The sequence below is a fragment of the Polaromonas sp. Polasp52 genome, assembly GCF_059491565.1.
On the sequence record NZ_CP168513.1, the window covers coordinates 2371645 to 2383554 of the forward strand.

General features: G+C 64.1%; 14 protein-coding genes. 6 read left to right on the top strand and 8 right to left on the bottom strand.

Going from position 1 to position 11910, the window contains the following annotated elements; genetic code table 11:
• Positions 1-42: 42 nt before the first annotated feature.
• Together ACEN9P_RS11150 and ACEN9P_RS11155 are read right to left on the bottom strand one after the other, a co-directional pair.
• Complete coding sequence (locus ACEN9P_RS11150) at positions 43-462, bottom strand: PPC domain-containing DNA-binding protein (protein WP_495621983.1); 420 nt, start codon at positions 460-462, stop codon at positions 43-45.
• Positions 463-554: 92 nt separating this feature from the next.
• Complete coding sequence (locus ACEN9P_RS11155) at positions 555-1703, bottom strand: metallophosphoesterase (RefSeq protein WP_495621984.1); 1149 nt, start codon at positions 1701-1703, stop codon at positions 555-557.
• Between the two features lie 243 nt (positions 1704-1946).
• Between ACEN9P_RS11155 and minC the strand changes: the two genes are divergently transcribed.
• From minC to ACEN9P_RS11180, 5 genes are all read left to right on the top strand, one after another.
• Positions 1947-2699: a septum site-determining protein MinC gene (gene minC, locus ACEN9P_RS11160; protein WP_495621985.1), complete on the top strand. Its 753-nt coding sequence runs from the start codon at positions 1947-1949 to the stop codon at positions 2697-2699.
• Positions 2700-2785: 86 nt separating this feature from the next.
• The gene (gene minD / locus ACEN9P_RS11165) at positions 2786-3604 is read left to right on the top strand and encodes a septum site-determining protein MinD (protein ID WP_074578576.1); all 819 of its coding nucleotides are present in this window, start codon (positions 2786-2788) and stop codon (positions 3602-3604) included.
• A 3-nt stretch (positions 3605-3607) separates the two neighbouring features.
• On the top strand, positions 3608-3868 hold the full coding sequence (gene minE, locus ACEN9P_RS11170) for a cell division topological specificity factor MinE (RefSeq protein WP_074578574.1): 261 nt from the start codon (positions 3608-3610) through the stop codon (positions 3866-3868).
• Positions 3869-4129: 261 nt separating this feature from the next.
• Positions 4130-4453, top strand: coding sequence for an antibiotic biosynthesis monooxygenase family protein (locus ACEN9P_RS11175; RefSeq protein WP_495621986.1), 324 nt, complete (start codon positions 4130-4132; stop codon positions 4451-4453).
• Positions 4428-5324, top strand: a complete 897-nt coding sequence (locus ACEN9P_RS11180) for a sigma-70 family RNA polymerase sigma factor (RefSeq protein WP_477701147.1) — start codon at positions 4428-4430, stop codon at positions 5322-5324. Before ACEN9P_RS11175 ends, ACEN9P_RS11180 begins: the two co-directional genes overlap by 26 nt.
• 21 nt (positions 5325-5345) lie before the next feature.
• Here the strand turns inward: ACEN9P_RS11180 and ACEN9P_RS11185 are convergent, their stop codons facing one another.
• The gene (locus tag ACEN9P_RS11185; protein WP_495621987.1) at positions 5346-6188 is read right to left on the bottom strand and encodes an inositol oxygenase family protein; all 843 of its coding nucleotides are present in this window, start codon (positions 6186-6188) and stop codon (positions 5346-5348) included.
• A gap of 98 nt (positions 6189-6286) precedes the next feature.
• Between ACEN9P_RS11185 and ACEN9P_RS11190 the strand changes: the two genes are divergently transcribed.
• Positions 6287-7126 (top strand): alpha/beta hydrolase family protein, encoded by an 840-nt coding sequence (locus ACEN9P_RS11190; RefSeq protein WP_477701148.1) that lies wholly within the window; start codon positions 6287-6289, stop codon positions 7124-7126.
• Between the two features lie 19 nt (positions 7127-7145).
• Here ACEN9P_RS11190 and ACEN9P_RS11195 read toward each other — a convergent pair whose 3' ends face one another.
• From ACEN9P_RS11195 to gyrB, 5 genes are all read right to left on the bottom strand, one after another.
• The gene (locus ACEN9P_RS11195; RefSeq protein ID WP_477664239.1) at positions 7146-7370 is read right to left on the bottom strand and encodes a hypothetical protein; all 225 of its coding nucleotides are present in this window, start codon (positions 7368-7370) and stop codon (positions 7146-7148) included.
• A 170-nt stretch (positions 7371-7540) separates the two neighbouring features.
• The gene (locus ACEN9P_RS11200; RefSeq protein ID WP_477664240.1) at positions 7541-7798 is read right to left on the bottom strand and encodes a hypothetical protein; all 258 of its coding nucleotides are present in this window, start codon (positions 7796-7798) and stop codon (positions 7541-7543) included.
• Positions 7799-8082: 284 nt separating this feature from the next.
• Complete coding sequence (locus tag ACEN9P_RS11205) at positions 8083-8709, bottom strand: 3'-5' exonuclease (protein ID WP_495621988.1); 627 nt, start codon at positions 8707-8709, stop codon at positions 8083-8085.
• Positions 8710-8836: 127 nt separating this feature from the next.
• Positions 8837-9121 carry a DUF3297 family protein gene (locus ACEN9P_RS11210; protein ID WP_495621989.1) on the bottom strand — a complete coding sequence of 95 codons (285 nt, stop codon included), beginning with the start codon at positions 9119-9121 and terminating at the stop codon, positions 8837-8839.
• Positions 9122-9150: 29 nt separating this feature from the next.
• The gene (gene gyrB, locus ACEN9P_RS11215) at positions 9151-11778 is read right to left on the bottom strand and encodes a DNA topoisomerase (ATP-hydrolyzing) subunit B (protein WP_495621990.1); all 2628 of its coding nucleotides are present in this window, start codon (positions 11776-11778) and stop codon (positions 9151-9153) included.
• Positions 11779-11910: the final 132 nt, after the last annotated feature.

Consider the following 11910-nt stretch of genomic DNA (forward strand, 5'->3'; position numbering starts at 1 on the left):
CGATCAAAGCCCAAAACCATGGCCGGAACGCCGGCCGCGCCGTCAGGCCCGGCCTACAGGCTTTGCCACCAGCTCCTTGAAACCGGTTTGTGCATCACGCTCACGCGTGAACACCCAGCCCGGCAAAGGCGCCAGCACGATTTCCGCCGTGGTCCGCACCACACAGCCCGGCATCACATGGCCGCCGCGCATCTCGCCACGCGCCGTCGCCACGCTGGCATGCAGATGCACGCCGTCGGCGCTCAGCGTGCCTGACAAGGTGATCAGTTCCAGCGGCTCCACCAGCACCGTGCCCTCAGGTTCGGCTGCATAGCGCAAGACGGCTTGGGACAGGCTGCCCACGGCCGAGATGATGCAGGCCGCGGTGGTGTTCTGTTCCGCCTGCAGTTCGGCGAAGGTGGTGCTCAAGGCGGCACGGAGGTCCTGGCCCGGGCTCAGGCGGAGAACATAAGTTTGGAGCATGGCGGTGAGGGTAACGGGGTGGCTGGTGGAGTTCAAGAGGGGTGCTCTTCCGGGAAAGCGCGCGCGCCGGAGCAAGACCCGGTCAAGCCAGGCTACCCCGCCACCAGCCTCAAAGCCGTAATCTCGGACGGCGCCCCAAACCGTTTGGGCGGCCCCCAATATCCCGTCCCGCGACTCGTATAAACCCATAGGTTCTGCAGCTTGTGCAAACCCGCCGTGAACGGCTGCTGAAACCGCACAAACAGGTTCCACGGATAGAACTGCCCGCCATGCGTGTGGCCCGACAGCTGTAAATCAAAACCCGCTTTGGCGGCCGCAGCCGCGCTGCGCGGCTGGTGGGCCAGCAGCACGCGCACGGCGTCCAGCGGCGCGCCTGACAAGGCCGCTTCGGGGTCGCTGCGGTGGGCCGGGTCGAAGTGGCCGGCGCTGTAGTCCGTCACACCGGCCAGCACCAGCGGCTTGCCGTTCTGGCCCGGCCGGCGGATCACGACATGTTCGTTCATCAGCACCGTCAGGCCCAGGCGGCGCAGCTCGTCCACCCAGGCGTGGGCGCCCGAGTAGTACTCGTGGTTGCCGGTCACAAAAAAGGTGCCGTGGCGCGACTTCAAGTCCGCCAGCGGCGCGGTGTGGGCCGCGAGCTCGCCGACCTTGCCGTCCACCAGGTCGCCGGTGATGGCCACCACGTCGGCGTCCAGCGCGTTGACCTTGTCGACAATGCGGCGCAGGTATTGCTGCTTGATGGTCGGCCCCACATGGATGTCGCTGAGCTGCGCCAGGGTAAATCCCTGCAGCGCGGGCGGCAGGCCCTTGATGGGCACGTCGACTCTGACCACGGCCGCGGTGCGCCGCGCATTCAAAAAACCCAGCAGGGTGACCAGCAGGCCCAGCAGCGGCACGGCTTCGGCCGAGGCGATGCGCAGCCAGGCCAGTGGCAACTGGCCTGGCACCAGCAGGTCGGCCAACCACAGCAGCAGCAAGCCGGCGTCGCGCGCCAGCGTCAGCACAAACAGGGACGAGAACAGGCCCATGAACAGCAACCCCACCCAGGTCAGCACATCGGCAAGCGGCTGTTTGGCCACACGCCCGGCCATCAGGCCCAGCGGCATCAGCAGCGCCGACAGCGCCAGGCCGATGATGAGCAGCCACTGGACAAGGGGAAGGGCCTGGAGCCCGGGAACAAGGCGTGCGCCAATGTAAACATGGAGCAGCGCGGTTACAAGCGCCAGCGGCAGGAAGTTCATGAACAGGGTTCCGGTAATGAGCACTGCATATGGGTGCGGGCCGCATGCATTCAATGCCAAAACGCTTTCCGGTGATGGACGGCGATGGACGGCGCCAGCGCACCAAGGCCGTGCACGCGGCTTTTACGCGTTTCACCCGCTCACAACTGCGACAAAGCGTGCGGCTCAATCCCGCACTTCACGGGCTACCCTCGGCCATCTTTTCATTTGCCGCACACGCCGGCCTCTTCCGCCCATGCGCCTATGACCGTCGCCCTCCAGGCCACCACTCCCGCCACCTTTGAAATCAAAAGCGCCAACCTGCCCCTGGTGGCCTTGCTGCTCAAGTCCACCGACCTCGTCGCGCTGGCACGCGAACTGGAAGCGCGCTTTGGCGACATCCCCGACTTCTTCGACCAGGACGCGCTGATGGTCGACCTCTCGCCCTTGCCGCCGGCGGCCGGTGACATCGACTTTCCGGCCCTGATCAGCCTGCTGGGCAGCTACCAGCTGGTGCCCCTCACGGCCAAGGGCGGCAGCCCCGCGCAAATGGCGGCGGCCCTGCAGGCCGGCCTGCTGCCCGTGCCCGATGCGCACCTGGTGCCGCCGCGGCCCGCAGTGGCCGCGCCGGCGCCTGTTGTAACTGTTGCTCCTATCCCGGCCGCACCGCTGGGTGCCCTGGTCGTCGACAAGCCCTTGCGCTCCGGCCAGCAGGTTTATGCGCGCGGCCGCGACCTGGTGGTGCTGGCCATGGTCAATGCCGGCGCCGAAGTGATTGCCGACGGCCACATCCATGTCTATGCGCCACTGCGCGGCAAGGCCATGGCCGGCGCGCGCGGCAACACCGAGGCGCGCATCTTCTCGCTGGCGCTGGAGGCCGAGCTGCTGTCGATCGCCGGCGTCTACCGCACCAGCGAACACCCCCTGCCGCCCGGCATGGCCGGCAAGCCCACACAGGTGCGGCTCGTCCCGGGCGACGAGGGCGACAAACTCGTGATGAATGTGATGTCAGCATGAACACAGCCACTTTGCTTCCCCCTGCTCCCGCTGCACCCCCTGCCTCCACCCAAAACACCTCTCCCGTTCTCCAAGGAAATTCAAGCATGGCAAAAATCATTGTGGTCACCTCCGGCAAGGGCGGCGTGGGCAAAACCACCACCAGCGCCAGCTTTGCCACCGGCCTGGCGCTGCGCGGCCATAAAACCGCGGTCATCGACTTCGACGTGGGCCTGCGCAACCTGGACCTCATCATGGGCTGCGAACGCCGCGTGGTCTATGACCTTATCAACGTCATCCAGGGCGAGGCCACGCTGAACCAGGCCCTGATCAAAGACAAGCAGTGTCACAACCTGTTTGTGCTGGCCGCCTCGCAAACCCGCGACAAGGACGCGCTGACCAAAAGCGGCGTCGAGAAGGTGCTCAAGGATCTGGGCGAGATGGACTTTGAATACATCGTCTGCGACTCCCCCGCCGGCATAGAGACCGGCGCGCTGATGGCCATGCATTTTGCCGACGAGGCCCTGGTGGTGACGAATCCTGAGGTCTCATCGGTGCGCGACTCCGACCGCATTTTGGGCATGCTCTCCAGCAAGACCCAGCGCGCGATTGCCGGCGGCGACCCCATCAAGGAACACCTGCTGATCACCCGTTACAACCCCGGCCGCGTCGACCAGGGGCAGATGCTTTCACTCGAAGACATCCAGGATATTTTGCGTATCAAGCTCATAGGCGTGATCCCCGAATCCGAGTCCGTGCTGCAGGCCTCCAACCAGGGCGTGCCGGCGGTGCACATGAACGGCAGCGACGTCTCCGAAGCCTACAAGGACGTGGTCGACCGCTTCCTGGGCGACAAGGACAAGCCGATGCGGTTTATCGATGCGCAAAAGCCGGGGATCTTCAAGCGCTGGTTCGGAGGCAAATAAAGCATGGCGTCTTTTTTGTCCTTCCTGCTTGGCGAGAAGAAGAAAACCGCCAACGTCGCGAAAGAGCGGTTGCAGATCATCCTGGCGCACGAGCGCACCGACCGCAGCCCCAAGCCAGACTACCTGCCCGCGCTGCAACGCGACCTGATCGCGGTGATTGCCAAATACATTCCCATCAACCCTGAGCACATCAAGCTGCACCTGGAGCGGCAGGACAACCTCGATGTGCTGGAAGTGAAGATCGAGCTGCCCGACAAGAAGTAGCCGGCAGCCCTCTCCTGTGGGCATCCCGCTGGCGCCGTCAATGGCGCCACGGCCTCGCCAAAAAAAACGCCTGGACCGATTCGTTTGGCCCTTACCCAACGTCTATACAGGTACGAGCCCTCCTGTACGGGTTCGCGGAGCCTGTTCATGTCGATACCACACCCCCCCGGCCGGCCTGGCCGGCGCAAGCTGCTTGCCGGCGCGCTGGTGCTCGCGGCGAGCGCGCCCTTTGCCTCACCCTCCCAACCGAAACCCCACACCATGACACTCAACATCAACCTCGATGCCAAACTCACCACGCTGATCAACGTCTTCAGCGTCTCCCCTGAAAACCTCGACCGGCTTGTGGCGCTGCTCAAGGAAGGAACCGACGCCTGGATTTCCAAGGTCCCCGGCTTCGTCTCGTCCTCTTTGCATGTCTCGCGCGACGGCAAGCGCGTGATAATCTACGGCCAATGGCGCAGCGCCGACGCGATCGCGACGATGCGGCAGCGCCCCGAAATGCCGGAATACTTTGAACGCATCAAGGCGATCGCGCAGATGGAAGCGACGATTTGTGATGTCATCTCCACCATTGCCGCCTGATTCGCATCCCCTGTCGTCGGTGGACCTCGAGCGGCTGCGGCCCACCTTGCACCGCTACTGCGCCAGGATGGTGGGCTCAGCCCTCGACGGCGAGGACATTGTCCAGGACGCCCTGGTGCGCGCGCTGGAGTCGGCCCCGCCAGACCACCCGATAGCGAACCCCGAAGGCTGGCTGTTCCGCATCGCCCACAACCTGGCGCTCGACTTGCTGCGCCGCAGGGCGCGCGCGAACGGCACGCAGGAAGAAGACGACATGGACCTGATCGTCCATCCCGTCGACGAACTGGCGCGGCGCGAGGCCGCCGCAGCGGCTTTGCCGACCTTTATGCACATGCCCGCGTCGCAGCGCAGCGTGGTCATCCTGTTCGATGTGCTGGACTATTCCGCCGAAGAGGTCGGCGAGATCCTCGGCACCACGGTGCCCGCGGTCAAGTCCCTGCTGCAGCGCGGGCGCGGCCGCCTGCGCGAGCTGGTGGGGCAAACGGCGGCGGCGGGCAAGCGCGCAGCCTTGTCCGCCGCTGAAGAAGGGCTGCTGCGAAGGTATGTAGAGCTGTTCAATGCCCACGACTTCGACACGCTTCGCACCATGCTGGCCGCCGACGTGCAGCTCGACCTGGTGAACCGGGTGCGCCTGCAGGGGCCTGCCGTCGGCGAGTACTTCACGCGCTACAAACAGGCGCCGGGCTGGAGAGCCTGGCCGGGCCTGGTCGAAGGCCGGCCGGCCGTGCTGATTCAGCAACAAGCGCTTGCCGAGCCGCGGCGGCCGGACTACTTTGTCGTGCTGGATTGGTCCGGCGAACGCGTCTCGGCGATTCGCGATTTTCTTTTTGCCCGCTATGTGATGGCGGACGTTGAACACGCGTCGCTGTAGCCGTGCCGCCCTCGGCGATCGCTACAGCTTGAGGCTGGCCGGCAAATACTTGGCCATCAGCTCGTCGTAATAAGGCTTGAGTTCAGCCAGCACCGGCGGCTTGTCATTCTTGGAATAGAGGTCGTAGGGGTTAAACCTCTGCACCCATGAGAGGTGCGCCTTATCCTGGGCATCGGTCAAATGCCCATACTCCCCTTCCCGGTGCCAGGCATAAAACGAGTGGTAGCGGATCATGTACAGCGCCGGCAGCGGCAGGTAGGGCCTCATGAGCTGGTACAAATATTCGTCGTGACCCCATGACATGTGCACCGCATCCAGCCCGCAGCCGGGCGTGTAGATGCCGTTCTCGCTGTTGTAGCGGGCATCGCTGCTGTCAGGGTTCAGCGCGAAGTACTCGGGGTACACAATGCGCTCCGAGAAACGGCAACCCACCGGAAAGGTGTCGCCCACCACCGCCCATTGCGGCTCGCCGAACAGGCACAGCACCTTGCCCAGGTCGTGGATAAAACCCGTGAGCACAAACCAGTCGGGGTGGCCGTCGGCGCGAATCGCTTCGGCGGTCTGCAGCAGGTGGCTGATCTGCGGCAGCTCGATGTCGGGGTCGGACTCATCGACCAGGGTGTTCAGGAACTCCAGCGCCGCCCAGGGCGTCATCTCGCGCTGCCCAAAACCCAGCCACTGGGCCTTCTTGGCCCGCACAAAGTCCAGCGTCTGGTGCTGGTGGTTGTTGCGGTAAAAGTTGCGCACCCTGTCTATGCCGGGCTGGTCGTAATCGCGGTAGGCGGCGCGCTCGGGCTCGCTGGCCAGCAAGGCGGTGGTTTGTAAAGCGGGGCTGGCGGCGTGGGGCGTGGCGGCGTTCATCATCAGCCGATTGTAGAAAGCGCCGCCACTGCGTGCAAACCCGCTGGCGCGCCGGGCCGCAGCGGCTATATTGGGCCGCACCCCGTGCACCGAAAGCGCTTATGCCACGCACAACCCCCTTACGTGCCCTCTTCTGCACCCTCGCTGCCGGCCTGTTGCTGGGCCTGTGTACCCTCCTGGTCGGCCGCCCGGCTTTTGCGCAAAGCACTGCGCCGCGTGTGATCGACATCCCCACCCGCCCCGGCGTCACCCAGCGCTTTGTCTACATCGCCCCTTCGGGCGCGCCCAAGGCCTCGGTCATCCTGCTGGCTGGCGGCCATGGCGGCTTGCAGATCAACGAGGCCGGCAACTTTGGCTGGGGCGGCGGCAACTTCCTGGTGCGCACGCGCCAGCTGTTCGCCGACGCCGGCCTGGCCGTCGCCGTCATCGACGCGCCTTCCGACAAACAGTCGCCGCCCTACCTCTCAGGCAACCGGCAAAGGCCTGAGCACAGCGCCGATGTACTGGCCGCCATTGCCTGGCTCAAACAGCAATCACCGGCCCCCGTGTGGCTGGTCGGCACCAGCCGCGGCACCCAATCGGCCGCCTACATCGCCACCGAGGCCTCGCCGGCCCAGGGCGGCCCCGACGGCCTGGTGCTGACATCCAGCATCCTGCTGGACCCCAACGGCCGCGCCGTGCCCCGAATGCCGCTGGAAAAACTCGCCATCCCCGTGCTCGTGGTCCACCACGAAAGCGACGGCTGCAAGGTCTGCCCCTTCAGCGAGATACCGGCCATGATGGACAAGCTCAGCAAAACACCCAAAGCCGAACTCATCAGCATCAGCGGCGGCCAAAGCCGCGGCGACCCCTGCGAGGCCATGGCCTACCACGGCTTTAACGGGCTGGAGGCCGACGTCGTCGGCAAGATCAGCCGCTGGGTGATTGCGGCCAAGCCTTAAGAGAGAGAAGGCAGGCCGCTCAAGCCTGCTCAGGCTTGTCCTGCGGCAGGTCGCTGGGGCTGCTGCCCACGGCCGCATGGTTGAGCGCCAGGCTCACACCCGCGCGCTTTTCCGCCTTCTGCATGGTGTCCATCACATCCGGGTCCGGCGCCACACCCCAGGCCATGGCGGTGGTCAGCACCACCAGCGAGGGAATCGCGCGCAAATAACGCGGGCGGAACAAAAAGTCGGCAAGCTTCTTCATGGCAGGCACTCCGGTCACAACATCAGAAAAACAACAAGCCTCGATGCTGCGCCGCCCGGCTTAGGGCCGTGCGTCTGCCATGTTGCGCTATGTATCAATTTGCGCCAAGGCCCAGCCGGCGCGGCCCAGCGGCCGGCAGCTTTACGTAAATGCCTGCCCGGCAGGGCCGGCTAGGCCCTGCCGCGGCGCGACTGCAGCTGGTTGCTGCCGCCCACATGCGACTCGCGGTCGCTGCGGCTGTTGGCCGTGCGCTGGCCCTCGTTGCGCTGGGTGGGCTTTTGCTCGCCCACCTGGTTGAAGTCGTTCTCCACCTTGCCGCCATGGCCCGAGGCTTTGGGTGCGGTGCTGTTGTCGTCCTGCACGCTGGGGTCATTCGCCGCGGCAGGCTGCTTGCCCGTTCGTTTGTTGCCGTTGGATTTGTTGGGCATGGGTGTCTCCTGGTGAGGGGGTTGAACATGGGTGAAGGCCTTGGCAGGCCGGCCGCTTGCGCAAACCATCCAGCCGCATCACCCGCGTATTCACCATTCTGGAAACCCCAAAACACCACCCGTGTCAGACAGCGCCCTGTACCCCCGCACGACAAGGCGAACTCGGGTCAGCTCCCATCGCTTGTTCCTTGTTGATCGAGAAGGAAAAAGCTTAACTCCGCGACAAGGGCATGGCAGTCCACAAGCCTCAAAGCTCGCGGGATATCGATCCACGGACGCCTTCCTCACACGCCAGCGTATCTCGACATCAGCGCCGGCACAGCCGGCCTCGCACAACGCTGCAACGCAAGCAGCAAACCATGGTCAGGCCGCGCCACCCGGTGCCGGCTGCGCAAATCATCCTGGATCTGCCCCAACAAGGAGGCCGCCATCTCGGCATCGGCCATGGCCCTGTGGGCGCGGCCGGCTTTGGGCAGGTGGTGGTAGTCGATCAGCACGCCTAACTTGTGGCTGGGCGCCTGCTGGTACAGCCTTCTGGCGACCAGCATGGTGCAGGCAAAGGGCTGGCTTGTCGCTGTTGTGTTCTCCCCTGCCAGGCTGAGTTCGGCTTCCCAGAAGCGGCGGTCAAAGGAGGCGTTGTGGGCCACCATGGGGGCGCTGCCGACAAAGCGGCTGGCTTCCCTCATCACGGTATCGGCCGCGGGTGCGGCGGCGACCATGGCGTTGCTGATGCCTGTCAGGCTTTCGATAAAGGACGGGATATAGCGCCCCGCGTTCATCAGGCTCTGGAAACGGTCCACCACTTTGCCGCTGGCTTCTTCGACGAGCACGATGGCGATTTCGGTGGCGCGATCGCCCATGGCCGGTGACAGGCCTGTGGTCTCGAAGTCGATGACGGCGATGCAGCTCATGGCTTTTTGCTGTTGTTGTTCACGCAAAGAAAAACACCATGAAGATCACCTGCGGGAGGTAAACACTTCATGGTGTTGATCGTGGCCGGGTTTGTCATGCTTGCACCGGCCCGGGCCAAGCAGTGGCTTATTTGTAAAACGACTCAACCTTGCCCTTGAGTTTGATCATCAACGGGTTGCCCTTGCGGTCCACCTTGTTGCCGACGGGGACCTTGATCCAGCCTTCGCTGATGCAGTATTCGGCAACGTCAAAACGTTCCTTGTCGTTAAAGCGTATGCCTACGTCATGCTCAAAGATGGCCCTGACGAAATGCGGGCTGCGCTCGTCGGTGGAGAGGTGGTCGGGCAGCGCCGGGCGTTCAGTTGTCGCCGCTGCTGCTGCCGTGGTGGTTGTCGTGGTTTCTTCGGTCATGGAATCAGAAAAAGCTGGTTGGTCGTGTATCAAACGTCGATATTGGCGGCACGCAAGGCGTTCTGCTCAATAAACTCGCGGCGCGGCTCGACCTCGTCGCCCATCAGCATGGTGAAGACGCGGTCGGCCTCGATGGCGTCGTCGATCTGCACGCGCAGCAGGCGGCGCACGGTGGGGTCCATGGTGGTTTCCCACAGCTGGGCGGGGTTCATCTCGCCCAGGCCTTTGTAGCGCTGGCGGGCGGTGGCATTCTCGGCCTGGCCGATCAACCAGGCCATGGCCTGGCGGAAGTCGCTGATTTTTTCTTCTTTCTGGCGCTCGCCTTCGCCGCGCATGACTTTGGCGCCTTCGCTGCTGATCAGGCCCCGGAAGGTGGCGGCCGCTTCGGCCAGGGTGGCGTAGTCGGCGCCGTGCACAAAGTCCTGGGTCAGCACGCTGCTCTTGACATTGCCGTGGTGGCGGCGGCTGATGCGCAGAATCGGTTTGTCGTTGCGGGTGTCGAATTCGCCGGCCACTTCGGCGGGGGTGCCGGTGGTGTTGAGTTCACGCAGCTTGGCCTGCAGGGCCACGGCTGAGACTTCCGCATCGGCCACGGTGTCGAGGTTCAGGCTCACGCCGTCGGCAATCGCGCGCAGGGCCTCGGCATCCATAAAGCCGCGCAGGCGGGCAATGACGGACTCGGCCAGCTGGTGCTTGCGGGCGAGCTCGGCCAGGGTGTCGCCGGTGAGGACGGATTTTTCGTCGGGACCGACCTGCACGCTGGCATCCTTGAGCGCAATGCGCAGCAAAAAGCCGTCCAGGGCCGCGGTGTCCTTGAGGTATTGCTCTTCCTTGCCGGCCTTGACTTTGTAGAGCGGCGGCTGGGCGATGTAGATGTGGCCGCGCTCGACGAGCTCGGGCATCTGGCGGTAGAAGAAGGTCAGCAGCAGGGTGCGGATGTGGGCGCCGTCAACGTCGGCGTCGGTCATGATGATGATGCGGTGGTAACGCAGCTTGGCGACGTTGAAGTCGTCGGTACCGGCCGTGCCGCCCACGCCGCCGGCCTTGCCTATGCCGGTGCCCAGGGCGGTGATCAGCGTCAGGATTTCATTGCTGGTCAGCAGCTTTTCGTAGCGGGCTTTTTCGACGTTGAGGATCTTGCCGCGCAGCGGCAGGATGGCCTGGAATTTACGGTCGCGGCCTTGCTTGGCGGAGCCGCCGGCGGAGTCACCCTCGACCAGGTAGATCTCGCACATGGCGGGGTCTTTTTCCTGGCAGTCGGCCAGCTTGCCGGGCAGGCCCATGCCGTCGAGCACACCTTTGCGGCGCGTCATGTCGCGGGCCTTGCGCGCGGCTTCACGGGCGCGGGCGGCTTCGATGATCTTGCCGACGATGATCTTCGCGTCGTTGGGGCGTTCCTGCAGGTAGTCGTGCAGCAAACGGCTCACGATGTCTTCGACCGGGCCGCGCACTTCGCTGGAAACCAGCTTGTCCTTGGTCTGGCTGCTGAACTTGGGCTCGGGCACCTTGACGCTGAGCACGCAGCACAGGCCTTCGCGCATGTCGTCGCCGGTGACTTCGACCTTGGCTTTTTTGGCCAGCTCGCTGTCGTCGATGTATTTGTTGATGACGCGGGTCATGGCGGCGCGCAGGCCTGTCAGGTGGGTGCCGCCGTCACGCTGGGGAATGTTGTTGGTGAAACAGAGGACCTGTTCGCTGTAACCGCTGTTCCACTGCATGGCGACTTCGACGCCGATGTTGGTGCCCTGGTCGCTCTGGCGGTCGCCCATGGCGGCAAACACATTGGGGTGCAGGACGGTCTTGCCCTTGTTGATGAACTCGACAAAACCCTTGACGCCGCCGGCGCCGGCGAAGTCGTCTTCCTTGCCGGTGCGCTCGTCTTTCAGGCGAATGCGCACGCCGTTGTTGAGGAAGCTCAGTTCGCGCAGGCGCTTGCTGAGGATCTCGTAGTGGAAATCGTTGTTCTCTTTGAAGATCTCGGTGTCGGGCAGGAAGTGGACTTCGGTGCCGCGCTTGTCGGTATCGTCCATCACCTTCATGGGCGAGACTTCGACGCCGTCGACGGTCTCGACAATGCGGTTCTGCACAAAGCCGCGCGAGAACTCCATGACGTGGACCTTGCCGTCGCGGCGGATGGTCAGGCGCAACATCTTGCTGAGCGCGTTGACGCAGCTCACGCCCACACCGTGCAGGCCGCCTGAGACCTTGTAGCTGTTCTGGTTGAACTTGCCGCCGGCGTGCAGCTCGGTCAGGGCGATTTCGGCGGCCGAGCGTTTGGGCTCGTGCTTGTCGTCCATCTTGATGCCGGTGGGGATGCCGCGGCCGTTGTCGGTGACGCTGACGGAGTTGTCGGTGTGGATGGTGACGACGATGTCGTCACAGTGGCCGGCCAGGGCTTCGTCGATGGAGTTGTCGACCACCTCGAAGACCAGGTGGTGCAGGCCCGTGCCGTCGGAGGTATCGCCGATGTACATGCCGGGGCGCTTGCGCACGGCTTCCAGGCCTTCCAGGATCTGGATGGAGCCTTCACCATAGGCTTCGGACGCGCCGGCCTGGTTGGTGTCTATCTTGGGCTGGAAATTGGAGCTTTCCTCGGTGGCCGCGCCTTCGGACACATGCACCTGTTCGGCTTCGTTCACTTTGTTTTCTTCAGTCATATCCGGCTTCTTTTCCGATCTTTTCACGAGCTATTTCGTGAGCTGTTTCGCGATCTCTTTTCGAATTGCTTCGATTTCTTCAATCTCTTGAATGACCAAACCCGCGTAGGGTCGCGGGTCTGATGGTTGTTG